This is a genomic window from Streptomyces sp. NPDC001970 (genome assembly GCF_053594115.1).
In genome coordinates this window covers 349,335-374,776 of sequence record NZ_JBSFDW010000003.1, presented here as the reverse complement: position 1 = coordinate 374,776, position 25,442 = coordinate 349,335, and the positions used below count along the sequence as shown (strand labels likewise).

Annotated in this window: 27 protein-coding genes and 1 riboswitch; of the genes, 13 read left to right on the top strand and 14 right to left on the bottom strand. The window is 72.5% G+C overall.

The window, feature by feature from the left end; translation table 11 throughout:
• Positions 1–3 precede the first annotated feature (3 nt).
• Complete coding sequence (locus ACWCP0_RS06295; RefSeq protein WP_451077692.1) at positions 4–888, bottom strand: SDR family NAD(P)-dependent oxidoreductase; 885 nt, start codon at positions 886–888, stop codon at positions 4–6.
• A complete protein-coding gene (locus tag ACWCP0_RS06290) occupies positions 885–1,721 on the bottom strand; it encodes an acetoacetate decarboxylase family protein (protein WP_451077691.1) in 837 nt (278 codons plus the stop codon). The genes ACWCP0_RS06295 and ACWCP0_RS06290 overlap by 4 nt, the downstream gene beginning before the upstream one ends.
• A 103-nt stretch (positions 1,722–1,824) precedes the next feature.
• On the opposite strand from ACWCP0_RS06290, the gene ACWCP0_RS06285 reads away from it, so the two are divergent.
• The 6 genes from ACWCP0_RS06285 to ACWCP0_RS06260 all read left to right on the top strand — a co-directional run bounded on the left by ACWCP0_RS06285 (position 1,825) and on the right by ACWCP0_RS06260 (position 8,476).
• On the top strand, positions 1,825–2,490 hold the full coding sequence (locus ACWCP0_RS06285; RefSeq protein ID WP_451077690.1) for a TetR/AcrR family transcriptional regulator: 666 nt from the start codon (positions 1,825–1,827) through the stop codon (positions 2,488–2,490).
• Between the two features lie 158 nt (positions 2,491–2,648).
• The gene (locus ACWCP0_RS06280) at positions 2,649–5,222 is read left to right on the top strand and encodes an MXAN_6230/SCO0854 family RING domain-containing protein (protein ID WP_451077756.1); all 2,574 of its coding nucleotides are present in this window, start codon (positions 2,649–2,651) and stop codon (positions 5,220–5,222) included.
• Positions 5,223–5,322: 100 nt separating this feature from the next.
• The gene (locus ACWCP0_RS06275) at positions 5,323–6,306 is read left to right on the top strand and encodes a DEDDh family exonuclease (RefSeq protein ID WP_451077689.1); all 984 of its coding nucleotides are present in this window, start codon (positions 5,323–5,325) and stop codon (positions 6,304–6,306) included.
• Between the two features lie 202 nt (positions 6,307–6,508).
• Positions 6,509–6,742, top strand: a complete 234-nt coding sequence (locus tag ACWCP0_RS06270; protein WP_451077688.1) for a hypothetical protein — start codon at positions 6,509–6,511, stop codon at positions 6,740–6,742.
• Positions 6,743–6,834: 92 nt separating this feature from the next.
• Positions 6,835–7,626 (top strand): SURF1 family cytochrome oxidase biogenesis protein, encoded by a 792-nt coding sequence (locus ACWCP0_RS06265; protein ID WP_451077755.1) that lies wholly within the window; start codon positions 6,835–6,837, stop codon positions 7,624–7,626.
• A 94-nt stretch (positions 7,627–7,720) separates the two neighbouring features.
• Positions 7,721–8,476 carry an SDR family oxidoreductase gene (locus ACWCP0_RS06260; RefSeq protein WP_451077687.1) on the top strand — a complete coding sequence of 252 codons (756 nt, stop codon included), beginning with the start codon at positions 7,721–7,723 and terminating at the stop codon, positions 8,474–8,476.
• A gap of 152 nt (positions 8,477–8,628) precedes the next feature.
• Here ACWCP0_RS06260 and ACWCP0_RS06255 read toward each other — a convergent pair whose 3' ends face one another.
• From ACWCP0_RS06255 to ACWCP0_RS06230, 6 genes are all read right to left on the bottom strand, one after another.
• Positions 8,629–8,820 (bottom strand): DUF6381 family protein, encoded by a 192-nt coding sequence (locus tag ACWCP0_RS06255; protein WP_351225188.1) that lies wholly within the window; start codon positions 8,818–8,820, stop codon positions 8,629–8,631.
• 239 nt (positions 8,821–9,059) lie between these two features.
• Positions 9,060–9,638 (bottom strand): alkaline shock response membrane anchor protein AmaP, encoded by a 579-nt coding sequence (gene amaP, locus ACWCP0_RS06250; RefSeq protein WP_451077754.1) that lies wholly within the window; start codon positions 9,636–9,638, stop codon positions 9,060–9,062.
• Between the two features lie 5 nt (positions 9,639–9,643).
• Complete coding sequence (locus ACWCP0_RS06245) at positions 9,644–10,288, bottom strand: DUF6286 domain-containing protein (protein ID WP_451077686.1); 645 nt, start codon at positions 10,286–10,288, stop codon at positions 9,644–9,646.
• Entirely contained in the window at positions 10,285–10,656 is a 372-nt protein-coding gene (locus ACWCP0_RS06240; RefSeq protein WP_451077685.1) for an Asp23/Gls24 family envelope stress response protein, read from the bottom strand. The genes ACWCP0_RS06245 and ACWCP0_RS06240 overlap by 4 nt, the downstream gene beginning before the upstream one ends.
• Before the next feature lie 6 nt (positions 10,657–10,662).
• On the bottom strand, positions 10,663–10,854 hold the full coding sequence (locus ACWCP0_RS06235; RefSeq protein ID WP_451077684.1) for a hypothetical protein: 192 nt from the start codon (positions 10,852–10,854) through the stop codon (positions 10,663–10,665).
• 57 nt (positions 10,855–10,911) lie between these two features.
• Complete coding sequence (locus ACWCP0_RS06230) at positions 10,912–11,379, bottom strand: Asp23/Gls24 family envelope stress response protein (protein ID WP_451077683.1); 468 nt, start codon at positions 11,377–11,379, stop codon at positions 10,912–10,914.
• Positions 11,380–11,508: 129 nt separating this feature from the next.
• Between ACWCP0_RS06230 and ACWCP0_RS06225 the strand changes: the two genes are divergently transcribed.
• Positions 11,509–12,195, top strand: coding sequence for a hypothetical protein (locus tag ACWCP0_RS06225; protein ID WP_451077682.1), 687 nt, complete (start codon positions 11,509–11,511; stop codon positions 12,193–12,195).
• A 145-nt stretch (positions 12,196–12,340) separates the two neighbouring features.
• Here ACWCP0_RS06225 and ACWCP0_RS06220 read toward each other — a convergent pair whose 3' ends face one another.
• From ACWCP0_RS06220 to ACWCP0_RS06210, 3 genes are all read right to left on the bottom strand, one after another.
• Positions 12,341–13,141, bottom strand: coding sequence for an enoyl-CoA hydratase/isomerase family protein (locus ACWCP0_RS06220; RefSeq protein ID WP_451077681.1), 801 nt, complete (start codon positions 13,139–13,141; stop codon positions 12,341–12,343).
• Positions 13,142–13,297: 156 nt separating this feature from the next.
• The gene (locus ACWCP0_RS06215; RefSeq protein WP_006123601.1) at positions 13,298–13,519 is read right to left on the bottom strand and encodes a helix-turn-helix domain-containing protein; all 222 of its coding nucleotides are present in this window, start codon (positions 13,517–13,519) and stop codon (positions 13,298–13,300) included.
• A gap of 454 nt (positions 13,520–13,973) precedes the next feature.
• Positions 13,974–15,572 carry an ABC-F family ATP-binding cassette domain-containing protein gene (locus ACWCP0_RS06210; protein ID WP_451077680.1) on the bottom strand — a complete coding sequence of 533 codons (1,599 nt, stop codon included), beginning with the start codon at positions 15,570–15,572 and terminating at the stop codon, positions 13,974–13,976.
• A gap of 217 nt (positions 15,573–15,789) precedes the next feature.
• On the opposite strand from ACWCP0_RS06210, the gene ypfJ reads away from it, so the two are divergent.
• Both ypfJ and ACWCP0_RS06200 read left to right on the top strand, forming a co-directional pair.
• Positions 15,790–16,680 carry a KPN_02809 family neutral zinc metallopeptidase gene (gene ypfJ, locus ACWCP0_RS06205; RefSeq protein ID WP_451077753.1) on the top strand — a complete coding sequence of 297 codons (891 nt, stop codon included), beginning with the start codon at positions 15,790–15,792 and terminating at the stop codon, positions 16,678–16,680.
• 99 nt (positions 16,681–16,779) lie between these two features.
• Positions 16,780–17,184, top strand: coding sequence for a VOC family protein (locus ACWCP0_RS06200; RefSeq protein WP_451077752.1), 405 nt, complete (start codon positions 16,780–16,782; stop codon positions 17,182–17,184).
• A gap of 55 nt (positions 17,185–17,239) precedes the next feature.
• Here ACWCP0_RS06200 and ACWCP0_RS06195 read toward each other — a convergent pair whose 3' ends face one another.
• From ACWCP0_RS06195 to ACWCP0_RS06185, 3 genes are all read right to left on the bottom strand, one after another.
• Positions 17,240–18,613 carry a hypothetical protein gene (locus tag ACWCP0_RS06195; protein WP_451077679.1) on the bottom strand — a complete coding sequence of 458 codons (1,374 nt, stop codon included), beginning with the start codon at positions 18,611–18,613 and terminating at the stop codon, positions 17,240–17,242.
• Between the two features lie 134 nt (positions 18,614–18,747).
• On the bottom strand, positions 18,748–19,875 hold the full coding sequence (locus tag ACWCP0_RS06190; protein ID WP_451077678.1) for an alpha/beta hydrolase: 1,128 nt from the start codon (positions 19,873–19,875) through the stop codon (positions 18,748–18,750).
• A gap of 184 nt (positions 19,876–20,059) precedes the next feature.
• Positions 20,060–20,794, bottom strand: coding sequence for a class II aldolase/adducin family protein (locus ACWCP0_RS06185; RefSeq protein WP_451077677.1), 735 nt, complete (start codon positions 20,792–20,794; stop codon positions 20,060–20,062).
• 265 nt (positions 20,795–21,059) lie between these two features.
• Between ACWCP0_RS06185 and ACWCP0_RS06180 the strand changes: the two genes are divergently transcribed.
• The 4 genes from ACWCP0_RS06180 (at position 21,060) to ACWCP0_RS06165 (ending at position 25,338) form a co-directional block, all read left to right on the top strand.
• Complete coding sequence (locus tag ACWCP0_RS06180; RefSeq protein WP_451077676.1) at positions 21,060–22,295, top strand: anion permease; 1,236 nt, start codon at positions 21,060–21,062, stop codon at positions 22,293–22,295.
• Between the two features lie 16 nt (positions 22,296–22,311).
• The gene (locus ACWCP0_RS06175; protein ID WP_451077675.1) at positions 22,312–22,542 is read left to right on the top strand and encodes a hypothetical protein; all 231 of its coding nucleotides are present in this window, start codon (positions 22,312–22,314) and stop codon (positions 22,540–22,542) included.
• A gap of 136 nt (positions 22,543–22,678) precedes the next feature.
• Positions 22,679–22,818: riboswitch (cobalamin riboswitch) on the top strand.
• 31 nt (positions 22,819–22,849) lie between these two features.
• A complete protein-coding gene (locus ACWCP0_RS06170; protein ID WP_451077674.1) occupies positions 22,850–23,809 on the top strand; it encodes a cobalamin biosynthesis protein in 960 nt (319 codons plus the stop codon).
• The gene (locus tag ACWCP0_RS06165; RefSeq protein ID WP_451077673.1) at positions 23,806–25,338 is read left to right on the top strand and encodes a cobyric acid synthase; all 1,533 of its coding nucleotides are present in this window, start codon (positions 23,806–23,808) and stop codon (positions 25,336–25,338) included. Before ACWCP0_RS06170 ends, ACWCP0_RS06165 begins: the two co-directional genes overlap by 4 nt.
• Positions 25,339–25,442: the final 104 nt, after the last annotated feature.

The window sequence follows — 25,442 nt, the reverse complement described above, 5'->3', positions numbered from 1 at the left end:
CCCTCAGTCGAGTATGAAGCTCTCCAGGTACGACGGGTCGGCCCGGTCGAGCATCGACTGCGACCGCGCCCGGATCTGGCGGTCGCTGTGCTCGCTCGCCGGGAGCATCCAGAAGCGGTCGGCCCTGATCCCGTCCACGACGTGCTCGGCGACCTGCTCCACGGGCGTGAACGTGACCTCCTGCCCCGCGGCCTTCATCGCCGCCTCCCACTGGTCGAGGCTGCGGTAAGGGGTCCGGCGCGGCCGTTCCTTGGCGTAGCGCGGGGGCCTGTTGCGGTGCGACTCCCACAGTCCGGTGCGGAGCATGTGCGGGCCCGGGAAGAGCACGGACGCGCCGACCTGGGCGCCCTCGGCCTTCAGATGCGCGTACAGCGACTCGGTCATGGTCACGACGGCCGCCTTGGTGACGGCGTACACGGACGCCGTGGGCAGGGGTGCGATGCCGCCGTCGCCGGACGAGGTGTTGACGACATGGCCGGGCTCACCGCCGGCGATCATGCGCGGGACGAAGGCCTGGATGCCGTGGAAGACGCCCCACACGTTGACCGCGAAGGCCCACTTCCAGTCGTTCGGCTCGTGCTCCCACATCCTGCCCTCGGCGCCGGAGCCGACCCCCGCGTTGTTGCACAGGACATGGACGGCGCCGAAGGTCTCGTACGCGGCGTCGGCGAGCTGCTGCACGGAGTCCCGGTCGGACACGTCGACGACCCGTGCGAGGACGTCCGCGCCGGCGGCCACGAGAGCGTCCGTGGCCTTGCTCAGGGCGGCGTCCTCGACGTCCGCGAGGACGACCTTCAGCCCCTCCGCGGCGAACCGCCGGGCCATCGCCAGTCCGATGCCGCTCGCCGCGCCGGTGACGACGGCGACGTGTCCTTCCGCGAGCCTCACCGGACGCTCCCCTCCGGCGGTCCGTCGAGGATCTGCTGCGGGTCGTCGTACCGCTGGTGGATGTACGGGAGCAGGGCCCGGGCGCTGACCCGTTCGGCCACGCGGCCCTTCTGGTCGGTGGTCTTCTCGCCGATGGTGAGCCCGACCAGCTTCCGTACGGGCAGGTCGGCGACCGGGTCGTACATCGACTCCCGCAGGACGACATCGCCGGTGAGCTGCTCCAGCCTGCGGAACCTCTCGCCCCGTACGCAGTGGACGAGGACCGGGTCGGTGTCGAAGCCCGAGCCCGAACCGTCCACCGACGGGAGGAACTTGAAGTAGAAGTCCAGCTTCTCGCTCGGCTCGGGCAGCGGCAGGGGGCCCGACACCGCGGCCCGCACCTCGACGAAGGCGATCCCGTGCCGGGCGAGGGCGGCCCGGACGACCAGGCCGTCGCGCTCGACGGTCACCTCGCCCAGCTTCTTCGGCTCGCCGAAGACCTCACGACCGCCGATGAGGGCCCGCTCATGGGTCATCGGCATGACGAGCGGATACCAGCCCTGCTGGTCGCCGTGGGCGGCGGCGACGGCGACCGAGCCCGCGCCCGGGGGTACCTGCCGCGCCGAAGGCTGCGGGGGAGGACAGCCGGGCAGATCGACCTTGCTGATGTTGGCCCGTACGAGCGGGCGTTCGGTGGGTTTGAGCGGCGGCGGCAGGACGGCCGCGACCACGTCCGGGTCGGTCTCCCAGACGGCCACGACGCCCGTGGACCAGATGTCGGGGAGTTTGGCGCCGGCTGCGCGGGCGGCCGTGATCTCGGCCTCGGTGCGCGCGCCGTACCGTACGCGTGCCATGTCGTACCACCCTTCGTCGTTCGTCGGGGTCGGTCCTGTAACACTGTTACACCGGCGCCGATGAAGGGTAAAGAGCGCTGCAGCGACAGGAGTCGAGGAGCCGATGTCACGCAACGCGCTGAGCCGTGACCAGGTGCTGGAGGCGGCCGCCGGCCTCGTGAAGCAGCACGGTCCCGACGCCCTCACGATGCGCAGGCTCGCCGCCGAGCTCGGCACGGCCGTCACGTCGATCTACTGGCATGTCGGCAACCGGGAGTCGCTGCTGGACGCGCTCGTGGAGCGGACCGTCCAGGAGATGGGAGCGATCCGGCCCACCGGGCGCACCCCGGCGGAGCGGATCGTCTCGGTCGCGCGCCGTCTGCGCCGCGAGCTGCGGGCACGGCCGCATCTGATCGCGATGGTCCATGAACGGGGCCTGACCAAGCTGATGTTCCTGCCCGCCCAGCGGGCGCTCGTCCATGAGGTGCACGCCGCCGGGTTGCGCGGGGCGCGCGCCGCCGAGGCCGTACGGGCCGTGCAGGTCCAGATCGTCGGCTTCGTCCTCGTCGAGCGGAACCGGGAGCGCGCGCCCGTGCAGTCACCGGGCGAGGAGGAGCTGTGGGGCACGGGCAACGGGAGCACGGAGGACGACCCGGCCGAGCAGGACCCGGCGCTGGCACGTGCGCTCGCGCGCCCGGCCGACCCTGAGCGGCTGTTCGCCGTCTCCGTGCGGGCCCTGGTGGAGTCGCTGCTGTCCCAGGGGAATCGACAGGCGGGACAGGCGAATTAATTCGGTGGAACGCCGCGGACGCCTCTCGTACAGTCGTTCCCAGCGGGGGCGGCTCCGCAAGCGTGCTTCCTTCTCTCTCTTTCTATGAATCCGTAGCGCGCTCACTCTCCGCCCTCGCTTCACACTTTCCGAGGTCCGGGGGGATCTGTTTGCCCGTGCTGTCGCCGTCGTCGCTCGCGCCCGTGCTGCTCCGCCGTCTCCGTACGGTCTACGTCACCCAGGCCGGGCCCCGCCCCGGTGACGCACCGACCGACGAAGGGCTCGCCGCCCTCGAAGCCGAACTGCTCGACCGCGGGTTCGCCCCGACCGCGCAACTGCGCGACGCCCTCGCCTGGCTCGGCCCGGCGGGCCTCGGCGAGGCCGGCATGGAGCTGCTGCGTCTGATCGACGCGGAGCTGGGCGCCGACCGCACGCACATGCCGCTCTTCCGGAGCTTCCCGGTGTCCGTGCCGGGGAACACGTACCAGCTGTACATCGACCGGGTGTTCACGCTGCTCCTGCAGTGGCCCGACCAGCCGTGCGTGCTGTGCGGCACGGTCGGCAGCGTGCATCCCGTCGCGCCGTGCGCGCACCTCGTGTGCCGGACCTGCTGGGACGGCGCCGACTACGCCGGCTGCCCGGTCTGCAACCGTCGCATCGACCGCACCGACCCCTTCCTCCGGCCCTCGCGGCCCGCCTCTCCCCACGCGGCCGACGGCTACGCGGGCCCGCTGAAGCCGCTCGCGCTCGGGATCGACGCGGGCGCCGACGCGGCCAGAGCCCTGGAGAAGCTGCTGGCCCGCCGCACCCCGCTGCCGCCGCGGGACCGTGACGACGTGAAGGTGCTGCTCGCGCACGCCCCTGCCGATCTCGACTGGCTGCCGGTCGACATCCCCGTACGCGAGACCAAGGCACTGGTCCTGGGGACGCTCCTGCTGGACCGGCGCACGCGCGAGGCCGTACGGCCGCTGCTGCCCGCATATCTGACCACCGCGACCGATGTGCTGAGGCTGCTGAGCGTCTGGTCGGGCGGCGAGGCGGACCTGCTCGACGAGCGGCGGTTCCGCTCGCTTCCGCGCGGGCTGCGGCGCGAACTGCTCGGCGTGCTCGACGCGCTGGATACGACGTCACTCGTCGAGGACGTACTGCGTCACTCGATGCGGTGGAAGCGGGCGGCGGAGATCCTTCATCCGTACGAGCGTCACGAACGCCACCCGAGGGCGACGCTCGCCTTCACGGTGGTGCGCGCCACCGACCTGTCCGCCGGACCGATGGGCGCCGCGCTGCTGCGTACTGCCGCCCGGCACCCTGCGGCGGTACGGATCGACGGCGCCCGGATCAAGCCGAACACCTGGACGGGACGGGTCGAGCAGGCACTCGCCGAGCGCGAACTGGACACGGCAGTCCGCCTGCTGGCGCAGCGGCCGGGCGAACTGCTGCGCCGGCTCGACCACGTCCTGCGTCTGCACGAGGGCGGCGAACCGTCGTCCGCGGTGTTCACCGTCCTGGAGAAGGGGCTGGCCAAGGCGGGTCCCGGCCCGCTGCTGGCCGCTCTCGGGCGACTGAGGATCCGTCATATGCCCGGCGACCGCAGGGTGTTCTTCCCACGCGGCCAGGTGGCTCATTCGTACACGCTGGACGACACACGCGCCCCGCTGCCGACGACCACGGTCGAGCGGGTGTGCGAGCTGCTGGAGCGCGAGGTCGTGCGCCGGCTGTCGGGTGCGTCCCGGTTCGACGTGGCCGTCCTGGACGCGGACCTGGCCGGACTCGCCGTCCCGGCGGCCGAGAGCGCGGCGGTGAAGGCCCTGGTCTCCCTGCCGCGCGGCAGCACGCAGCCGCTGCCGCAGGGCGAGATCCTGCGGATGTTCCTGCACTGGACCGAGCCCGCGAGGACCGTGGTGGACCTCGATCTGTCGGTGGCGATGTTCGACGCCGCGTGGAAGTACGTCGGACTGTGCGACTACACGAGCCTCGTGTACGGGAAGCGGGTCGCCGTCCACTCCGGCGATCTGACGTCCGCTCCCGCGCCGGACGGTGCGACGGAGTACGTCGACCTGGACACGGCGGGGCTCGCCGCCGCGGGCGTGCGCTTCGCGATGCCCATCGTCTTCAGCTTCAACAATGTGCCGTTCGAGAAGCTCCTGGACGCTTTCGCCGGGTTCATGGCGCTTCCTTCGGCGCGCGAGAGCGAACGGGACGCCTCGTACGACCCGCGGACCGTGCGGCAGCGTTACGACCTGGCCGGGGACTCCCGGATCCATGTGCCGATGGTGGTCGACCTGGAGCGGCGCACGTTCCTGTGGACCGACGTGCATCTGCCGCCGTCCGAGGGCTACCACAGCGTCTACCGGCACAGCGCCGATCTGGGCCGGATCGGCAAGGACCTGTACCAGTACTTCACTGCGGGCCGCACGACCTTGTGGGACCTGGCGGCCTGGCATGCGGCCGCGCGCACGGACGAGGTAGCGGTCGTACGCCGCGAGGAGCTGTGGCACTACCGGCGGCGCGAGGGTGAGCGGAGCGCGGACTTCGCCGCCCGCGTGCGGGGGCTGACGGAACCGCAGGGCCGGGGCAAGGCCGTCGACGCGGAGCAGGTCGCCGAGGGGCGGGAGGTGCTGCTCGCGCTGGTGCAGGGCGACCTCGCGCCGTCGGGTGCGCGCGGGTCCGTATACCGGCTGCTGCCGGGGCCTGTTGACGGCTGCGGGCTGGAACAGGTGGCGGCGGGGGACCTTGTGGCGGCGCTCGGCTGAGCCGGTCGCGACCCGGGCCGTTCGACCCCGTCGCGAGTTGGCCGTCGCCCGGGTCGCGAGTGGGCCGGGACGGCCGTGTCAGTGGCGGCCCGTAAGCTCTGTGACCATGCTCGACGACCGTACGACAGCAGCAGCGTGGCCGACCGCGTATCCCCAGGGGTACGCGGTCGTCGACGTGGAGACCACCGGACTCGCCCGCGACGACCGGATAGTGTCGGCTGCCGTCTATCGGCTGGACGCCCAGGGAAATGTCGAGGACCACTGGTACACGCTGGTGAATCCGGAGCGGGATCCGGGCCCGGTGTGGATCCATGGGCTGACGAGCGAGGTGCTGGAGAGCGCACCGCTCTTCACCGATATCGCCCACGAGTTCGCGCACCGGCTCGACGGCCGGGTCCTCGTCGCACACAACGCGATCTTCGACTGGTCGATGATCGCCAGAGAGTACGCGCGGGCGGAGCGCGTCGCGCCCGTGCGGCAGCGGCTGTGCACGATCGCCCTCTCCAAGGAGCTCTCGCTCCCGCTGCCCAACCACAAGCTCGAGTCGCTGGCCGCCCACTTCGGTGTCGTCCAGCGGCGCGCGCACCACGCGCTGGACGACGCACGGGTGCTGGCCGAGGCGTTCCGGCCCAGCCTGCACGCCGCCGCCGAGCGCGGAGTGCGGCTGCCTCTGCTGGAGTGCCGGCCGCTGACCGAGTGGTCGTCCACGCCCGCCACTCCACGCATCGGCCACCAGGCATCGGGGTCCTCGTACCGGCCGAACAGCTGGCGCCCGTCACGCAGGCGTCCCGCGTGTCCGTATCCGAACCCTGGCCGCTACGAGCCGGACAAACCACTCAAGCAGGGAATGCGCGTGGCCTTTTCGGGCGACACGTCCATCGAGCGCGAGCTCCTGGAGGACCGCGCGATCGAGACCGGGCTCCATGTCGCGACGAGCGTCTCCCGGCTGACGAGCCTGCTCGTCACCAACGACCCCGACGCGGCGACCTCGAAGACGCTCAGGGCGAAGTCGTACGGGACGCCGATCGTCGACGAGGCGGCCTTCACACAGCTGCTGAGGGACGTGGCCGCGGCGGACGACTGAGTCCGGGCCGTCCGGTGCTCCGCGACGGCCGGGACGCCGGCTCTCGACTCCACGCCGGCAGGAGGTCGCCTCGGCGCCAGGCGGCCGGAGGGCGCCTCTCCGGCCGCGCCCGCAGGGACCCGCTGCGCCGGTCGGGTGCTGCCGCGCCGACCCGCCAGCATGGATCTTGCTCCGGTGCCCCGCGCTCCGCAGCATGCGGCGCATGGCACGTTGCGAGGTCTGCGGAAACGACTACGGCATGTCGTTCGAGGTGCACGCGCAGGGCGCGGTGCACGTCTTCGACTGCTTCTCCTGCGCCATCCACCGGATGGCCCCCGTCTGCGAACACTGCCGGGTCCAGATCATCGGCCAGGGCGTCGAGGCCGACGGGCACTGGTACTGCGGCGCCCACTGCGCGCGCTCCGAGGGAAAGGCGGGCATCATCGACAAGGTCTGAGCCTCCCGCGCGGGTCCCGGACTCCCCGAGGCTCCCCGGCGCCCGGGACCCCTCCGTCCGAGCACCCCATGGCCGAGTTGTACGGTCATGGGGTGTACCGCTTCCTGTTGTCCCGGCAGTGGGTGATCCTCACCCTCGTCAGCCTCGTCCTCGTTCCTGTGATGGTCGAGCTGGGATTCTGGCAGCTGCACCGGCACCAGCACCGGGTCGCACAGAACGAGTTGATCTCGGACAACCTCACCGCCCGGCCCGTCCCGGTCACCGAGCTGACCTCCCCCGGTCACACCGTCCCCCGCGCCGACTACTGGCGGCGGGTCACGGCGACCGGCACGTACGACACCGCCCACGAGGTCGTCGTGCGCCGCCGCACCAACGCCGACGACCGGGTCGGCTTCCACGTACTGACCCCGCTGATCCTCACCGACGGCCGCGCGGTCCTCGTCAACCGCGGCTGGGTGCCCACCGCGGCCGACCAGGCGGCCTTTCCCGAGGTGCCGCCCGCGCCCAAGGGCGAAGTGACCGTCACCGGGCGGCTGATGGCCGATCAGACAACGAGCTCCAGCGGGATCAAGGACCTGTCCGGGCTGCCGCCCCGCCAGATCATGCTGATCAACAGCGAGCAGCAGGGGAAGAGCCTCGGCCGTGCGGTGCTCGGCGGCTATCTGGAGCAGACCGCGCCGGAACCCGCCGGCGGCTCCCCCGAGCTGATCCCCGACCCCGACCACGACTCCATCGGTGCGCACATGGCGTACGCCGTGCAGTGGTGGCTGTTCGCGGCCGGTGTGCCCGTCGGCTGGGTGATCCTCGTACGCCGCGAGAAGCGCGACCGCGCGGCGGCCGCGGGCGAGCAGGATGCGGCCGAGTCGGTGACGGCGGCCGCGTAGCCGGCTCCGCGGGCGGCCGCCCAGTCGGCCGCGGTGCGGTCACAAGCGTCCCCGGTCTGTCCCTGTCCTGGTGCGAGGCGGCAGGATGGGGCCCATGGATCTTGGACTGAAGGACCGTGTGTACGTCGTCACCGGAGCGACGCGGGGACTGGGCAACGCTTCGGCGCGGGCGCTGGCGGCGGAGGGCGCGAAGCTGGTCATCACCGGGCGGGAGGAGCAGTCCGTCGCGAAGGCCGCCGCCGAGCTGGGCCCGCAGACGGTCGGAGTCGCCGTGGACAACGCCGACCCGGCGGTCGCCGAGCAGTTGATCACAGCAGCGCGCGAGCACTTCGGCCGCCTCGACGGCGTCCTGATCAGCGTCGGCGGCCCGCCTCCCGGCTTTGTCACGGACAACACGGACGAGCAGTGGCGGTCGGCGTTCGAGTCGGTCTTCATGGGCGCGGTGCGGCTGGCGCGGGGCGCGGCGGAGGCGCTCGGCGACGGCGGGATCATCGGCTTCGTGCTGTCCGGCTCGGTCCATGAGCCGATCCCGGGCCTGACCATCTCCAACGGTCTGCGCCCTGGCCTCGCGGGCCTCGCCAAGTCCCTCGCCGACGAACTGGGCCCGCGCGGCATTCGCGTCGTGGGGCTGCTCCCGGCCCGCATCGACACGGACCGCGTCCGCGAACTCGACGCCCTCTCCGGCGACGCGGACGCGGCCCGCGCTGCCAACGAGTCCCGCATTCCGCTGCGGCGATACGGCACTCCGGAGGAGTTCGGCCGTACGGCGGCGTTCCTGCTGTCCCCTGCGGCGTCGTATCTGACGGGCGTGATGCTTCCGGTGGACGGCGGGGCCCGGCACGGCTACTGAGCACGGTGGCGGGGCGGCGGCGCCAGGGAGGATTTCGGTGGGGTCGGCCGGGGCCGTTCAGGGCTGCTGAGGGCTGCCCCTACGCACGGAGCCGGTGACTGCTCGCGTCTGGTGTGTCGCGAGCGGCCACCGGCCGGTGAACGCCTGAGTGCTTACTCCTGGGGGTATATGTCCCCCGCGCCCATGGCGCTCTCCTGCTCGCTCTGCTCCTGCAGCCTGCGGGCCTTGTCCTGGAGCCGCTGCCGCTCCTCCGGGTCGGTCGCCCGTTCCGCAGCCTGCTTCAATTCCTCTGCCTTCTGACGCATCTGCCGGACGCGCCCACCGGATTCACCTGCAACGCTCATGGTCACTCCTCGGACGTCGGAATGAGCGGGCTCCTCCAGCCAACCAGCGCGCCCGCAGGCCCGCATCCCGAGCGACCGCCCGGCCCGAGCCCGCGGTCGCCGCCTGCGGCGGACTTTGCACCTGCCACACCCGGCCCGTCCGGCACCTGGGAACGGACACACGGGCCGCCCCCACCGGCACCGAGGGTCTGCGGGCGCGCCCCAGTGGGCCCGCCCGGGGCCGACGGGGCGGCACCCCGTCACGTCACGCGGCGTGCGCGGTGCTTCTCGGCGCGGAGGCGGATCTCCGACGGGAGCGACGCGAGGCCCGCCGAGTCACGGGCATGGGTCAGCGCCTCCGTCGAGAGACGGTGCAGGGTCTCGCCCGGGGAGGCGTACGGCTCCAGGAGGAGACGGACACGGGCCGTAGGGGCCGTGCGGCGGCCGTGGAGGGCGATCCGGGCACGGGCCACCCCGTCCAGGTGCTCCGCCTCGCCCGCAAGGACGGCCTCCAGCGCCCGGCCCCGAAGCAGCGCGCCCTCGCCGTCGCCGCTTTCGACCAGGACCTCCGCGAGGCGCGAGCGGCGCAGTTGCGCCACAAGCCACCACAGGGCGAGCAGCACGAGGACCGCGAGCGCCGCGATGACGACGGGCCACCACCAGCCCTCGGCCCGCCACCGCTGCCGCGCGCTCTCGCTCAGCAGGACGTCGTCGGGACCGGACCAGGGCCACCAGGACGGCACGCCCAGGCCGAGCCCGGCGGCGAGCACCCCTCCACCGGCGGCCAGCAGCACCAACCCGGCGAGGCCGACCAGCACGCGGTTGACGACGCGGAGCATCCTGGTCACCCCTTCTTCGCAGGCCGCCGGACGACCACGGACAGCGCCGGCGGATGCGCCAGCCCGAGTTCCCGGATTCCCGCACCGAGCACCGCGTCCATGTCGGACCGTACGTCGTCGAGTTCACGGAAGTGGGACACCGCCCGTACCCCGACCCGGCGCCGCCCCATCCGTACGCGCACGGACTGCACCCCGGACACCTCCATCGCCCGGTCGCGCAGCACCAGCGCGGCGGCCTCCCGGTCCAGTCCGGCCCGTACGTCCGTGTCCGACGGGTCCCGCCGCATCGGCAGCAGTCCCCGGAGCCCGGGCGTCACCGCGAGCACGAACAGCCACACCCCGAGCAGCACCGCGACGCCCGCGCCCACCAGCACCCAGGTGTTGCCGACGGGCCATCGCTCCAGCCGGTCGGCGAGCCCCTGGCGCCAGGCCATGGCGGGCCGTTCGGCCCGGACGGCCGCGACGTCGTACAGGAGCAGCCCCGCACCGCCGGCGACCACGGCCGCGAGCAGCCCGGCCGGGATCCGCCGCTTGGACCAGAAGCGTCCGCGGCGGTCGTCCTGGTCCACGGCGGCGGGCCGGTACGCGGCCGCGGAGGCCGACTGGTCCAGTTCCTTCTCCTGTTCCTTTTCCTTCACGGGTTCGGTCATCGGAGCCTCCCCTGGGCCGCCCGGCGCGTGTGGACGGAGTGCAGCCGCTCGACCTGTACGGCCACCTCGGGCACCTCCATCCCCGCCAACGCCTCTACCCGCTGCGTGACACGGCGACGCACGGCGCGGCACTGCTCGCCGATGTCGGTGGGGTATTCGAGTTCGAGGCTGATCCGCACGCGGGCGCGGTCATGGTGCACCGTGACCGTGGCGTGGGGAGCCTCGCCGCCCTCCGGTACCTGTACGAGGGCCTCCCGCGCCGCCTGCGCGGCGATCTTGGCGACGACCCGGTCGGCGATCGTCGTCGCTCCCCGCTCCGCCGCCTCGATCTCCTTCGTCGCCACGGGCGGAGTCGACTCCGCGGCCACGCCGTGTCACCTCCGCCGGTCGCCGTGCTCGCGGCGCCGGAAGAAGTCACCCGGTTCGAGGTCGCCGTCCACGAAGCGGCCGGCCACGAACCCGACCGCGCCGAGCGCGGCCACCAGGAGAAAAGCCCCGAAACCGCCGAAGTACCCGGCGAATCCGAGCGCCATGCCGGCCAACAGGCCGGCCACCGCCATGCTCATCGTGAGCCCCTCTCGTGAGCTCGCTCCCCTGCTGGAGCCACTGGATCCGCCACTGGGCTACTGGATCCGCGGTTCCGGCTCTTCTTCTTCCTCGTCCGGCAGCTTCACATCGCTGACCGCGATGTTGACCTCGACGACCTCCAGCCCGGTCATGCGCTCCACCGCGGCGACGACGTTCTCGCGCACGTCGCGGGCGACGTCCGAGATCGATACTCCGTAGTCGACGACGATCTCGAGATCGAGCGCCGTCTGGACCTCGCCGACCTCGGCCTTCACACCACGGGTGGCGCTGCTCGAACGACCGCCGCCACCGGGCACACGGTCGCGCACGGCGCCGAACGTACGGGAGATTCCGCTGCCCATGGCGTGGACACCCACCACGTCCCGGGCCGCGAGTCCGGCGATCTTCTCGACCACACCGTCGGCGATGGTGGTGCGGCCCCGCGTGCCCGGATCTCCGCCGCCCCGCCGGACAGGGCCGGACGGCTCCTTCTTGACATTGACGTCGGTCTCGGTCATCGCCATACGTCCCTTTCCGGGCGGTGGTCAACTCCTGACTCCGATGACCACACTAAGTGTGCTTGCCCGGTCTCGCGCCGGGGATGCGGCAGGCTGGAGCAATGACGAGGCGGGAGCCATGACAGGGCTCGGGCGATGACGACGGCCGGCGGATGGGCCGCGACGGTACGGGCCCGGATGGGGCTGGGCAGGCTCCTCCCGCTCGGCGGAGCGGCCGACGGGGCCTGGCTGACCGAGCGCGCGGCGGAGGGGGTCCTGCGTGCGGCGGCGGCACGGGAGGTGCGCGGCGCCGTGCTCGGCCGGCTGCGGATCGGGCTCGTCGGGCCGGACACGACCGCGGAACCGGCAGTTCCGCCGCCACCGGCCGCCCTGCCGCCGGGCCCGCTGCGTATCGAGGCGGAATTCGCGGCGGCCCCCGACGAACCGATCCCGGCCCTGGCCCAGCGGCTCCGCGCGACCCTTCACACCGCCTCCGCGGAGCGGCTGGACCTCGCGGTCACGGAGATCGACCTGCAGGTGACGGCGCTGCTGGACGCCGTGGCGGAGCCGGAGCCGGTGAATCCGCCGGCCGGAGTACCCGCGGTGACCCCGCGGGGCGAGGTGGGCACCACGGCGGCCGCCGTTCCGGGCGTCGCCCACCTCACGGGCACGCTGGGCGTACCGGTCCGCATCGAGGAGGCCTCCGTACGCGTCGAATGCGCGACGGCACCCGGTCACCGCCCGCTGGCGGTGGCACTGGCCGTCCGGGAGGCGGTCACTGGGGTGCTTCCGTCGCCCGTGCCCGTGGCGGTCCTGATCACGGATGTACCGACCGGGCGCTGAGGGCGCTGCGGCGTGCGCCCGCGCGGCGAGGCGCACGCCCCGCCGCGGGGGCGGGGCGGGGCCGGGCCGGGCCGGCCGCAGGGGCGGGGCGGGGCCGGGCCGGCCGCAGGGGCGGGGCGGGGCCGGCCGCAGGCGAGGCGCGCCGTCAGTCCGCGAGGCCCGCGAGGTCCCGCAGACGCCGGGCCTGGGCGGCCCGCTCGGCCGTCCGCTGCTCCTCGTACGTGCGCTCCTGCGCACCGCGCAGCAGCGCCTTGGTCTCGATCATCGCGTCCCGCGGCGCGGTGAGCAGCGCGGCCGCCAAGTCGCTTACGGACGCGTCGAGTTCGGCGGCGGGCACAACAAGGTTGGCGAGGCCGATCCGCTCCGCCTCATCGGCCTGGACGAAACGCCCGGTGGCGCAGATCTCGAGCGCCCGGGCATAGCCGACGAGGGAGACGAGCGGGTGGGTTCCGGTGAGGTCGGGAACCAGACCGAGGCTGGTCTCGCGCATGGCGAACTGCACGTCCTGCGCGACGATCCGCAGATCGCAGGCGAGGGCGAGCTGGAACCCGGCACCGATCGCATGGCCCTGGACCGCCGCGATCGACACGACGTCGTTGCGGCGCCACCAGGTGAACGCCTCCTGGTACTCGGCGATGACCGCGTCCAGCTCCTCGTCCGAGCCGCGCGCGAGGTCGAGGAACGACGGCTCGCCGTCGAAGCCCTCGGGCGTGAACGCCTGCCGGTCGAGCCCCGCGGAGAAGGACTTGCCCTCACCGCGCAGCACGACCACCCGCACGTTACCCGGCAGTGACCGCCCGGCTTCGGCCAACGCCCGCCAGAGAGCGGGGGATTGGGCGTTGCGCTTGTCCGGGTTGGTGAGGGTCACCGTGGCCACCGCGTCTTCGACGGTGAGCCGTACGCCGTCCTTGTCCAGCACAGAGTCCAGCGAGTCGAGCGAAGTCATGAGGTGCCTCCGGTTCCGGGCGGTGCAGTCGGTGCAGCGACGGTTAAGTGACTGCACAGTAACCACCCGGCCGACCACACGGTCGACCGGGTGGCCGGCACCGGATCCGGCCGGTCGGCCTCAAACGCCGCTCTCGACAGATGCCGCTCCCGGCCGTCAGGCCGAGGCGGCCTTCTTGCCGCGCGTCGCTCCGCCGCGTCCCCGCAGCGTGACTCCGGACTCACTGAGCATCCGGTGGACGAATCCGTAGGAGCGGCCGGTCTCTTCGGCCAGCGCCCGGATGCTTGCACCGGAGTCGTACTTCTTCTTCAGGTCTGCCGCGAGCTTGTCGCGCGCGGCGCCGGTCACCCGGCTGCCCTTCTTCAGAGTCTCGGCCACCCGTGCCTCCTCATGGGAAGTGCGCTCTGGACTCTCATGATCACCCCTCGAGGGCTCCATGGCCACCCATTCGACAAGGTCCGTACGACAAGCTTTGGCGGCCGCAAGAGCGCCACCCTGACCGGAATTCAGTATTCCGGTGCGGGCTGCAGAGAGATTTCGGCGTCCCACCGGGTGAAATTCCAGGTCAGGGCCGGTGTGCTGCGGACGGGGCCGTTCCGGGTACCGGCCGACCGTGGAGGACCGTTTCGGCAGATCGCCACGCCGAGGTACGAGACACACTCACTCAGATGAAGGATCACTCATGAGCCGAATGATCCATACGAAGTGGATCAGGCCCGCCCGTTCGGAGCAGGGCCCGCCGCGGGGTGGCGACAAGAGGCCCGCCCGGTCAAGGGCAGGTCCGCGGCCGCCCGGTCGCCGCGCCGCGGCCGGGCGGTCCGGGCGGTCAGGGTCAGGCGAGCGCGACGAGATCCGCGTAGTCGGCGCCCCACAGGTCCTCGACGCCGTCCGGCAGCAGAATGATCCGCTCCGGCTGCAGCGCCTCGACCGCGCCCTCGTCGTGCGTGACCAGCACGACCGCGCCCTTGTACGTGCGCAGCGCGCCCAGGATCTCCTCGCGGCTGGCCGGGTCGAGGTTGTTGGTCGGCTCGTCCAGGAGCAGCACGTTCGCCGACGAGACCACCAGCGTGGCCAGGGCCAGCCGGGTCTTCTCACCGCCGGAGAGCACCCCGGCCGGCTTGTCGACGTCGTCGCCGGAGAACAGGAAGGAGCCCAGCACCTTGCGGACCTCGACCAGGTCGAGGTCCGGCGCGGCGGAGCGCATGTTCTCCAGGACCGTGCGGTCCGGGTCGAGCGTCTCGTGCTCCTGGGCGTAGTAGCCCAGCTTCAGGCCGTGGCCGTCGACGACCTGGCCGGTGTCCGGCGTCTCCACGCCGCCGAGGAGCCGCAGCAGCGTGGTCTTGCCGGCGCCGTTCAGGCCGAGGATGACGACGCGGGAGCCCTTGTCGATCGCGAGATCGACGTCGGTGAAGATCTCGAGGGAGCCGTACGACTTGGACAGCCCCTCGGCCATCAGCGGGGTCCTGCCGCACGGCGCGGGCTCGGGGAAGCGGAGCTTGGCGACCTTGTCGGAGACCCGCACCTCGTCCAGCCCGGCGAGCAGCCGCTCGGCGCGGCGCGCCATGTTCTGCGCGGCAACGGTCTTGGTGGCCTTGGCACGCATCTTGTCGGCCTGCGCGTTGAGCGCGGCGGCCTTCTTCTCGGCGTTCTGGCGCTCGCGCTTGCGACGCTTCTCGTCGGCCTCGCGCTGCTGCTGGTAGAGCTTCCAGCCCATGTTGTAGATGTCGATCGTCGAGCGGTTGGCGTCGAGGTAGAAGACCTTGTTGACGACGGTCTCGACGAGGTCGACGTCGTGGGAGATGACGATGAAGCCGCCGCGGTACGTCCTCAGGTAGTCGCGCAGCCACACGATCGAGTCGGCGTCGAGGTGGTTCGTCGGCTCGTCCAGGAGCAGCGTGTCGGCGTCGGAGAAGAGGATCCGGGCGAGTTCGACACGGCGGCGCTGGCCACCGGAGAGCGTGTGGAGCGGCTGGCCCAGAACGCGGTCGGGCAGGTTGAGCGCGGCGGCGATCGTGGCCGCCTCGGCCTCGGCGGCGTACCCGCCCTTCGTCAGGAACTCGGTCTCCTGGCGCTCGTACTGCTTCAGGGCCTTCTCGCGCGTCGCGCCCGCGCCCGTGGCGATGCGCTGCTCGTTCTCGCGCATCTTGCGGATCAGCACGTCGAGGCCGCGGGCGGAGAGGACGCGGTCGCGGGCGAGGATGTCGAGGTCGCCCGTGCGCGGGTCCTGCGGGAGGTAGCCGACCTCGCCGGAGCGGGCGATCTGGCCCGCGGCGGGAACGCCTTCGCCCGCGAGGCATTTGGTGAGGGTGGTCTTGCCCGCTCCGTTGCGGCCGACGAGGCCGATGCGGTCGCCCTTGGCGATGCGGAAGTTGGCGGACTCGATGAGGATGCGGGCGCCGGCACGCAGCTCGATGCCGGAAGCGGTGATCACGGTAAGACTCCAGAACGGGACGGACGGCGGAAGGACGACGGGGCGTGCGGCAGCTTCGACGCCGTCTAATCCACGAGGAGAATTGCCATACGGGTCAGTCTACCGGGCGCATGCAACCGGTTTCCTGTGGTTCTCCCCACGGTGGAGCGGCCTCCGCAGTGATGAATAAGTCATGACAAAACAGGCAGAACGCGTGGCGCTGATCGATACTCGGGGAATGCAGTTCGACGACAACGCCGACCTGGACACGTCGGAGGTCCAGGATGTGCGCGGTCGGCGCATCCCCGGCGGGAAGGCCACGGTCGGCGGCGGGATCGTCGGCTTCATCGCGCTGATCCTGGGCCTGCTCTTCGGGGTCGGCCCCGAACAGCTCGGGCTCACGGAGGGCGGAACGCAGCCGGACGTGAGCGCCTCCTCGGCGGCGGAGGTGGGCCAGACCTGCAGGAAGGGCGCGGACGCGAACATCCGGGAGGACTGCCGGACCGTCGCGGTGGTCAACAGCGTGCAGGACTTCTGGCGGTCGGAGTACACGAGGCGCGGAGGGCGCTACACGGATGCACCGACCGTGCTCTTCACGGGCCGGGTCGGCACGGCCTGCGGCTCGGCGACCTCGGCGGTCGGGCCGTTCTACTGCCCGGCGGACCGCAAGGTCTATCTGGACCTCGACTTCTTCCACGATCTGCGGACCACGTTCGGGGCGTCCGGCGGCCCCTTCGCCCAGGCGTACGTCGTCGCGCACGAGTACGGCCACCACATCCAGAACCAGATGGGCACGCTGGCCCGGGCGCAGGACCGGCAGGCCGGCCCTGCCAGCAACGCGGTGCGCGTGGAGCTGCAGGCCGACTGCTACGCGGGAGTGTGGGCGCGCCACGCCACGACCACCCCGGACGAGAGGACCGGCAGGCCGCTGCTGACCCGGCTGACGGATGCGGACATCCGGGACGGCCTGAACGCGGCCGCCGCGGTGGGCGACGACCGGATCCAGCAGAAGATCCAGGGCCGGGTGACCCCCGAGTCCTGGACGCACGGTTCGGCTGCGCAGCGCCAGGAGTGGTTCTACCAGGGCTTCCGCACAGGCGACATGGCCCAGTGCAACACCTTCCGGTGACCGGCTCCCGCTCGGGTGCCGGGCATTGTCAGTACCCCCTGCCAGACTGAGAGTCAGATCACATTCCTGTCGTCGAGCGAGGAGTTAGGGGTGATCGAGATGGCGGAGGGACCGAGCATCTGTCCGACGCTGCTGTATGCGGACGCCAAGGCCGCGATCAAGCAGCTCACCGAGGCCTTCGGCTTCGCGGAGAGCGCCGTGTACGAGGGCGAGGACGGCAAGGTCGTCCACGCCGAACTGTCGTACGGGAACGGAATGGTGATGCTCGGCAGCAAGGGCACGGGGAGCCAGTTCGACAAGCTGATGGAGGGCGCCGGCCCGGCCGGGGTCTTCGTCCATGTCGACGACGTGGACGCACACCACAGCAGGGCCGTGGAGCACGGGGCGGAGGTCGTGATGCCGCCCACCGACCAGGACTACGGCTCCCGGGACTACACGACGCGTGATCTCGAGGGCAACCTCTGGAGCTTCGGGACGTACCGGCCGGGGGCGGCGGAGGGCTAGGGGCATCCCTCCGGATCCGGAGGGCCGGCCCGCACGCCGTCCCTGCCCGACCGGTCTACACGCCTCCCGTGTGGACCTGGAAGGCCGCCCGGCGGACGGCTTTGGCGAGGGCGGGGTCGGGGTGGGCGGCCGCGAGGGCGACCAGGACCTGCACGGTGCGCGGGTGACCGACGGCCCTGACCTCGTCCAGCAGTGCGGGGACGGTGCCCTGGACCGCCGAGTCGAGGTGGCGGACGAGCAGCGCGGTGTCGCCGTGGTCGGCGACGGCGGCCGCGGTGTCGACCCAGAGCCAGGTCGCCTCCTCGCGGGTGAGCACGTCCGCGGTGTCCTCGGGGTCCGCTCCCTCGTACTCGGCGAGCCAGAGCAGGGCGTACGGCCGCAGGGAGGACTCTTCGGCCGCGGCGCGCACTCCGGCCTCGGCGGGGGCGCCGACCACCCGGAGCGCCTCGAAGGCGAGGCCGCGGAGCAGGGCGTCCTCGCCACGGGCGGCGGCGAGGAGTTCGCTGACGGCGCTGGAGACCGTACGGGCGGCGAGCCAGGCACGGTACTCGTCACGGGCGGGCCCGGGGGTGAGCCCGGCGCAGGCGCGGAGCATGTCCTCGGCGGAGTGCTCGATATGGCCTGCGGGGCTCTGGGCGGCGACACAGATCTGTTCGAGCTTGACCCAGACCGCCCAGTTCCCGAGCGGGGTGAGGGCGGCCTGGCCCGGGCCGAGCGTGAGCGCGCCCACGGCGGCGAGGCCCTCCAGGGCCCAGTCGAGCAGGGCGGAGAGGGGAACGTCGGACCGGACCGTCCCGGGCCCGGTCATGGCGGGGTCGGGCTGGGCCCCGTAGGGCACTTCGCAGCGCTCCTCGCGGAGTTCCACGACGCGCTGCTGCAGCAGGTCGAGCAGAGCCGGTACGAGCACGGGGCCGGCGGAGAGCTGGAGCAGGGAGAGCACCTGGGGGACGGCTTCGACGACCTCGGCGACCGCCGCGGGGGCGACGTCGGCGGGCGCGGGGTGGACGAGGGACCAGGCGTCGAAGAGCGCGACCCAGCCCCGCAGCACGGCGGTGTCGTCGCGGTCCCAGGCGTTCAGCCGCCAGCCGGGGCGTGCGGTGGCGCCGTGGAGCTCGACGAGTCCGGCGAGCCGGGCGCGGTCCCAGCCCGCGCTCACCTGGTCCGGCGTCAGCTCCAGCGCGTCCGCGGCACGTTCCAGCGCGGCCGGGCCGACGGCCGCGTCGCGCACGGCCGCGGCCCAGCGGGCGACACGGACCGCGTCGGCGAGGACCTCGCGCGCCTGGCGGGCCAGTTCCGCGGCGGGCGGGGTGCCCTCGGGCGGGCGCGGAGCGGGGCGCGTACGCCGGTTCGACACGGCGCGGCGGGCCGTGACGGTGGGACGAGGGCGGACAAGACGGAGTCTGGAGTCGCGCAGGTTACGGGACGTCACGGGAGCAGTCTTCCCGTTGACGGCCCGAAAGCCCAAACGGAATCCGTGATCTCGCGGAACGGGCTTGCCGCGGGGCGGCTCCGGAGTCGCTCCGCCGCTGCTCGGAAGGTGCCGCGGGGCTGCGGGAATGGTTGCTAGACAAGGGGGGTGAGGAAGCGGCGGAGGGCCTCCTCGTAGCGGGCCGGGTCCACGTTCCACATGGCGCCGTGCGGAGCGTCGGGCACGGTCTGGAGGCTGACCAGGTCCGGGCGGCGGGCAGCGAGCTCCCGGGAAGGACCCCAGGGCGCGAGCCTGTCGTCGGGGCCGTGGAAGATCAGCGTGGGGACGCGCAGGGCGTCCGGGTCGGCGGCCTCCCGCAGCCGGTCGCCGTGCAGCCCGGTGCGGCCCTGGGCCGCGCGCACGGCGAGCGGCAGCAGGAAGGACGGGGTGCGCCGGGCGGTGGCGAGAGCGCGCAGGGTGGCCTGCCAGTCGAGCACCGGGGAGTCGAGGACGAGCCCGGCGATACGGTCGCGGTAGGAGGAATTGGCGGCGGCGTGCAAAGCCATTGCGGCGCCGGTGGACCAGCCGTGCACGATCACGCGCTCGGCGCCGCTGCGCACGGCGTACCGGACGGCGGCGTCGAGGTCGCGCCACTCGGAGTCGCCGAGGTGGCCGAGGCCGTCCGGGGAGCCGGGCGCGCCGGGGTCCCCGCGGTAGGCGACGGCCAGCACGGGCAGCTGCCGGCCGACGAGGAAGGGCATGAGGTTCAGGGCGTGCTGCCGCGTGGCACCCAGACCGTGCACGGCGATGATCCACGTGCTGCGGGGGCCGCGGACGAACCAGGCGGGCAGCGAGCCCAGTTCACCGGGGATGTCCACGTCCTCGTGGTCGATGCCGAGGGCGCTGCTCGGGGTGCCGCTGTGCACCTGCGGGGTGAGCCGCACCTTGGTGCCGATGTCGAGGCTGCCGTGCCCGACGCTCTCCAGCCGGCGCACGACGGTGTCCGCGGCGTGCGGTACGTCCTCGAGGACGGGGCCGACGATCGCGTGCACATCGGTGCCGGTGAGTCCGTACGTACCGGGCCGAAGGGAGACGAGGCTGCGGGTGAGGGTGATACGGCCCGGCCCCGTGGCGTGGACGGTGAGCCGGGGCTCGCCTGGGAAGGGCCGTCCGGGCGGCACCTTGAGCGCGGCGTCGCTGGCGTAACGGCCGGCCGCGAAGGTGGCCGCACCGAGACCTATGAGAGTGGTGACGGCCGCTGCCGTCGCTGTAACCGGGCGCACTGCTCCAGTGTCGGCGCGTCACCGCAGTGCTGCCAGTGGACAGGGCACGGCGGGTGACGCCGCCGTGCGATCGGCGTGATCCACGCGCCCGGCCGGAGTGGTGTGCACAGCGCGGTCAGAGGCGCGGCGCGGCCAGAGGCGCAGTGCGGCCAGGCGTCCGGAGGGAGCGGCGTACGCGGCGCTGTCAGCGGGACTGGCCGTAGGTCCGGAGCTTGTCGCGCACCTCGTCGAGCTGGGCGGGCGAGAGCAGGGACGGCTCCCGGCCGGGGACGGAGCTCGCGGTGAGCCAGACCCGGCACATCCACTCCAGCTGGGCCGTCCGGTCGTATGCCTGGTCGAGCGAGGCTCCGTACGTGACGGTTCCGTGGTTCTGGAGGAGACAGCCCGTGCGGTCCGCGAGGGCCCGGAGCATGTTCGCGGCCAGCTCGTCCGTCCCGTAGAGGGCGTACGGGGCGACACGGACGGGGCCGCCGAGGGCCGCGGCCATGTAGTGGATCAACGGCAGCTCGGTGACCAGGGTGGAGACGGCGGTGGCGTGCACGGCATGGGTGTGCACGACGGCCGTCGCGTCCGTGGCGTGGTAGATCTCCAGATGCAGCGGCAGCTCGCTGGTGGGGGTGAGCGCGCCGAGCAGCTGCCGCCCGTCGAGGCCGACGGCGACGGGGGCCTGCGCGCCGAGCCGGTCGTAGGGCACTCCGCTCGGGGTGACCAGGACCAGCTCGCCGTCGTCCGTGGAGACCCGTACGGAGACATTGCCCGAGGTCCCGACGACGAGTCCGTCCACCGCGGTTCTGCGGGCGGTGGCCACGAGGTCCGCCCAGGCCCGGCCGACCACGTCCTCCCGCTGGTCCTGCCGCTGCTCGTGCCGCTGCTCGTTTGGCTGGTCCCGCCCCGGTGCCTGTCCCTGCTGCCTGGTCATGCGGTGATCCTTTCAGGGCATGCGACGCAACAGCGGCCGAAGCCTTCCGAGCGGCCGGGAGTGAGCAGGATCTCCTCGGCGGATCGACGACCCGGCTGCCCGCCCGCGAAACCCCGCATTAGCCCGGTTTCCGCCACTCTTCCCTTCGCAGGCGGAGTGGGTGCATCCACCTTGGGACACCACGCCGCCCGCCTCAGTTCACCTTCCGTTCATCCAGGTTGCCTACGGTCGGCGAGCCACTGACATCCAAAAGAAGCCTGGGTAAATGGAAAACATCACGCTTCTGCTCGGGATCGTGATCGTCACCGCGCTCGTGTTCGATTTCACGAACGGTTTCCACGACACAGCCAACGCGATGGCGACGACCATCTCGACCGGCGCACTCAAGCCCAAGACGGCGGTGGCCATGTCCGCCGTGCTGAATCTTGTCGGCGCATTCCTGTCCGTCGAGGTCGCCAAGACGATCTCCGGCGGGATCATCAACGAAGAAGGCATACGCACCGAAGTGATCTTCGCGGCGCTCGTCGGCGCCATTCTGTGGAACCTCTTCACCTGGCTGCTGGGCCTGCCGTCCAGCTCCTCGCACGCACTCTTCGGCGGTCTCATCGGCGCCGCCGTGATGTCCGCCGGTTTCTCCGCCGTCAACGGCGGGACCATCGTCACCAAGGTCCTGATCCCGGCCATCGCCGCGCCGGTCGTGGCGGGCCTCGCCGCGCTCTTCGCGACGAAGCTGACGTACAGGATCGGCGCCAAGGCCGACGACAAGGCCACGTCCAAGGGCTACCGCGCCGGCCAGATCGCCTCGGCCGGACTCGTCTCCCTCGCCCACGGCACCAACGACGCGCAGAAGACCATGGGTGTCATCACCCTGGCCCTGGTCACCGGCGGCGTCCTCGCCCCCGGCTCGAACCCCCCGATGTGGGTCATCGTCTCCGCCGGTCTGGCGATCGCGCTCGGTACGTACCTGGGCGGCTGGCGCATCATCCGCACCATGGGCAAGGGCCTGACCGACCTCCAGCCGCAGCAGGGCTTCGCCGCCCAGACCAGCGCCGCGACGGTGATCCTGGCCTCCTCGCACCTCGGCTTCTCGCTCTCCACCACCCAGTCCTGCTCAGGCGCCGTGATGGGCGCGGGCCTCGGCCGCAAGGGCGGCGTGGTCCGCTGGTCCACCGCCACCCGGATGTTCGTCGCCTGGGGTCTGACACTGCCGGCCGCCGCGGCCGTGGGCGCCGCCGCCGAGTTCCTGACCAGCCAGGGCGCCTGGGGCATCGCCGCCGTCGCGCTGCTGCTGATCGCGGGCTCGGGTGTGATCTGGTCGCTCTCGCGCCGCAAGCCGGTCGACCACACCAATGTCACCGACGACGAGATCGGCGCGAACGGCACCGACGCCGGGGCCGGTTCGCTGGACGGCCTCAAGGTCACCATCCCCGCGCCGGCCGCTCCCGCGGCCGCCGGTGAGCCCGCCCCCGCACCCGCACCCGCACCCGCCGCCACGGTGTAAGGAAGTAACGAACAGCATGAAGATCGACTGGGCAGCTCTCGGCTCCGTCTTCGGCGTGAGCCTCGTCGTCACCGTCGCGCTGGTGGGCCTGTTCACCCTGGGCATCGTGGGCCTCGCCAAGCAGCAAGCCGCCTCCGCGCAGGGTGGTTCGGGCGGTTCCGCGGCCCTCGCGCGCACGGGCGCCTACGCCTGCTTCGCGCTGTGCGCTGCGGCCGTGGCGTACGGGATCCACCTGATCGTCGTCTGACAGCCGGCGCATCCTCGTCACAGGGGCCGGACACACCTTCGGGTGCGTCCGGCCCCTGTCGTACGTCGGACTCGCAGCCGGACTCCGCTGTGGGACTGCGCACACTGTCCCGCCGCAGGTCAGGGGCGAGTTGACGGGTGTTCGCGGCCGTGGTGGACTTCCGGAGCCATTTACGGCGGCAGAAGAGGAAGCCGGTGCGAATCCGGCGCGGTCCCGCCACTGTCACGGGTGCACTCCACTCCCGGAGCCAGGAACTCTCACCGCCGGTCACGTCGAGCCAGGGCGCGGACCCTGAGTGAGGACGAACATGCGTGCAGAGCGGACCTTTGCATGCGGTGCAGCTGCCGGACTCGCCGGCGACCTGCTCTTCGGCGATCCGCGCCGAGGACATCCGGTCGCCGCGTTCGGCCGGGCCGCCGCTGCCGTCGAACGGGTGCTGTGGCGCGACCACCGCGGGTGGGGCGCCGTGCACACCGTCGTGTGCGCCGGGGGCGCGATCGCAGCGGGTGCGCTGGCCGCTGCTTCCGTACGCCGTTCCCGTACGGCGTCCATCGCGCTGACCGCCGCGGCCACCTGGGCCGTCGTCGGCGGTACGTCGCTGGGGCGGGAGGCCCGGGCGATCGGCGGGGCACTGGCGGCCGGTGACATCGAGGTCGCCCGGGAGCGGCTGCCGCATCTGTGCGGGCGCGACCCGCAGGCGCTGGACGGCCCCGGGATCGCCCGCGCGGTCGTCGAGTCCGTCGCCGAGAACACCTCCGACGCCGTCGTCGGCGCACTCGTGTGGGGTGCGCTCGGCGGAGTTCCCGGGCTGGTGGGCTTCCGTGCCGTGAACACGCTGGACGCGATGGTGGGTCACAAGTCGCCCCGCCACCGCCGGTACGGCTGGGCCTCGGCGCGGCTCGACGACGCCGCCGGCTGGCCGGGCGCCCGCCTCACCGCCGCACTCGCGGTGCTCGCCGGCGGCAACCCCCGCGGTGCCGTACGGGCCTGGCGCGCGGACGCCGCGAAGCACCCGAGCCCCAACGCGGGCCCGGTGGAGGCGTCGTTCGCGGGGGCTCTCGGCGTACGGCTCGGCGGGACGCTCTCGTACGCCGGACGAGTCGAGCACCGCCCCGTGCTCAACAGCGGCGGCCGGGCCGTCGAGGTCGCGGACATCGAGCGTGCGGTACGGCTGTCGAGGCGCGTGGGGGTGCTGGCACTCGTGGCGTGCGCGGGCGCGCGGGCGGCCGCCGGGGCCCTGAAGGGGATGAAGGGGAGGCCCGCATGAGCGGGGGCGGACTGCTGGTCGCCGGAACCACGTCGGACGCCGGCAAGAGCGTCGTCACGGCCGGGATCTGCCGGTGGCTGGTGCGCCAGGGCGTGAAGGTCGCGCCTTTCAAGGGACAGAACATGTCCCTCAACTCCTTTGTGACCCGGGAAGGTGCGGAGATCGGCCGGGCGCAGGCCATGCAGGCGCAGGCGGCGCGCGTGGAGCCGTCGGCGCTCATGAACCCGGTGCTGCTGAAACCGGGCAGCGACCGCTCCAGCCAGGTCGTCCTGATGGGCAAGCCGGTGGGCGAACTGAGCGCGCGCGGCTACCACGGGGGCAGGCAGCAGGCACTCTTCGAACCGGTCATGGAGTGCCTGGAGAAGTTGCGGAGCACGTACGACGCCGTCATCTGCGAGGGCGCGGGCAGCCCCGCCGAGATCAACCTGCGCCGCACCGACATCGTCAACATGGGCATCGCACGGGCCGCGCGTTTCCCGGTGCTGGTGGTCGGGGACATCGACCGGGGCGGGGTCTTCGCGCAGTTCTTCGGTACGACGGCGCTGCTCGCCCGGGAGGACCAGGAGCTGATCGCGGGCTACCTCGTCAACAAGTTCCGGGGCGATGTGACGCTGCTGGAACCGGGGTTGGACATGCTGCACGGGTTGACCGGCCGGCGGACGTACGGCGTCCTGCCGTACGCGCACGGCCTCGGCATCGACGAGGAGGACGGCCTGCGCGTGTCCCTGCGGGGCGCGGTCAGGGAGTCCGTGGTCGCCCCGCCGGCCGGGGAGGACGTGCTGCGGGTCGCGGTGTGCGCGGTGCCTCTGATGTCCAACTTCACCGATGTGGACGCGCTGGCGGCCGAACCCGGCGTGGTCGTGCGCTTCGTGGACCGCGCCGAGGAGTTGGTGGACGCCGACCTGGTGGTCGTGCCCGGCACGCGCGGTACCGTCCGCGCGCTGGAGTGGCTGCGCGAGCGGGGCCTCGCCGACGCGCTGGTGCGCCGTGCGGTGGACGGCCGCCCCGTGCTCGGCATCTGCGGCGGCTTCCAGCTGCTCGGGGAACACATCGACGACGAGGTCGAGTCGCGTGCCGGCTCCGTGGCGGGGCTCGGACTGCTGCCGGTGCGGGTGCGGTTCGCCCGCGAGAAGACCCTCGCCCGGCCGGTCGGTCAGGCGCTGGGCGAACGGGTCGAGGGGTACGAGATCCACCACGGCGTGGCCGAAGTGCTGGACGGTGAAGCGTTCATCTCTGATGACAATGGACACAGCTTGGACGGGTGCAGGGTCGGAGCGGTGTGGGGGACGCACTGGCACGGGTCGCTGGAGAGCGACGGCTTCCGGCGGGCGTTCCTGCGGGTCGTCGCGGCGGCGGCGGGACGACGCTTCGTCCCGGCGCCGGACACGAGCTTCGGGGCGCTGCGCGAGGAGCAACTGGACCGGCTGGGCGACCTGATCGCGGCACACGCGGACACGGACGCGCTCCTGCGCCTGATCGAGGGCGGTGCGCCCTCGGGCCTCCCCTTCATCGCGCCGGGCGCGCCGTGAGGCGGGGGACGGGCGCGACGCGGGTGCGCGTGGCGTTCCCGGACGCCTGCGACGGGCTTCTCTCCCCGCCCCGCCCCTTCCGCCTGACCGGATCCGAAGGAGCC

Excerpts from the sequence above, each read along its gene's own strand:
- ACWCP0_RS06290 (WP_451077691.1), bottom strand. The coding sequence starts at position 1,721 with ATGGCACGCGTACGGTACGGCGCGCGCACCGAGGCCGAGATCACGGCC.
- ACWCP0_RS06285 (WP_451077690.1), top strand. The coding sequence starts at position 1,825 with ATGTCACGCAACGCGCTGAGCCGTGACCAGGTGCTGGAGGCGGCCGCC.
- ACWCP0_RS06270 (WP_451077688.1), top strand. The coding sequence starts at position 6,509 with ATGGCACGTTGCGAGGTCTGCGGAAACGACTACGGCATGTCGTTCGAG.
- ACWCP0_RS06260 (WP_451077687.1), top strand. The coding sequence starts at position 7,721 with ATGGATCTTGGACTGAAGGACCGTGTGTACGTCGTCACCGGAGCGACG.
- ACWCP0_RS06255 (WP_351225188.1), bottom strand. The coding sequence starts at position 8,820 with ATGAGCGTTGCAGGTGAATCCGGTGGGCGCGTCCGGCAGATGCGTCAG.
- amaP (WP_451077754.1), bottom strand. The coding sequence starts at position 9,638 with ATGCTCCGCGTCGTCAACCGCGTGCTGGTCGGCCTCGCCGGGTTGGTG.
- ACWCP0_RS06245 (WP_451077686.1), bottom strand. The coding sequence starts at position 10,288 with ATGACCGAACCCGTGAAGGAAAAGGAACAGGAGAAGGAACTGGACCAG.
- ACWCP0_RS06235 (WP_451077684.1), bottom strand. The coding sequence starts at position 10,854 with ATGAGCATGGCGGTGGCCGGCCTGTTGGCCGGCATGGCGCTCGGATTC.
- ACWCP0_RS06230 (WP_451077683.1), bottom strand. The coding sequence starts at position 11,379 with ATGGCGATGACCGAGACCGACGTCAATGTCAAGAAGGAGCCGTCCGGC.
- ACWCP0_RS06225 (WP_451077682.1), top strand. The coding sequence starts at position 11,509 with ATGACGACGGCCGGCGGATGGGCCGCGACGGTACGGGCCCGGATGGGG.
- ACWCP0_RS06220 (WP_451077681.1), bottom strand. The coding sequence starts at position 13,141 with ATGACTTCGCTCGACTCGCTGGACTCTGTGCTGGACAAGGACGGCGTA.
- ypfJ (WP_451077753.1), top strand. The coding sequence starts at position 15,790 with ATGCAGTTCGACGACAACGCCGACCTGGACACGTCGGAGGTCCAGGAT.
- ACWCP0_RS06200 (WP_451077752.1), top strand. The coding sequence starts at position 16,780 with ATGGCGGAGGGACCGAGCATCTGTCCGACGCTGCTGTATGCGGACGCC.
- ACWCP0_RS06185 (WP_451077677.1), bottom strand. The coding sequence starts at position 20,794 with ATGACCAGGCAGCAGGGACAGGCACCGGGGCGGGACCAGCCAAACGAG.
- ACWCP0_RS06180 (WP_451077676.1), top strand. The coding sequence starts at position 21,060 with ATGGAAAACATCACGCTTCTGCTCGGGATCGTGATCGTCACCGCGCTC.
- ACWCP0_RS06175 (WP_451077675.1), top strand. The coding sequence starts at position 22,312 with ATGAAGATCGACTGGGCAGCTCTCGGCTCCGTCTTCGGCGTGAGCCTC.
- ACWCP0_RS06170 (WP_451077674.1), top strand. The coding sequence starts at position 22,850 with ATGCGTGCAGAGCGGACCTTTGCATGCGGTGCAGCTGCCGGACTCGCC.
- ACWCP0_RS06165 (WP_451077673.1), top strand. The coding sequence starts at position 23,806 with ATGAGCGGGGGCGGACTGCTGGTCGCCGGAACCACGTCGGACGCCGGC.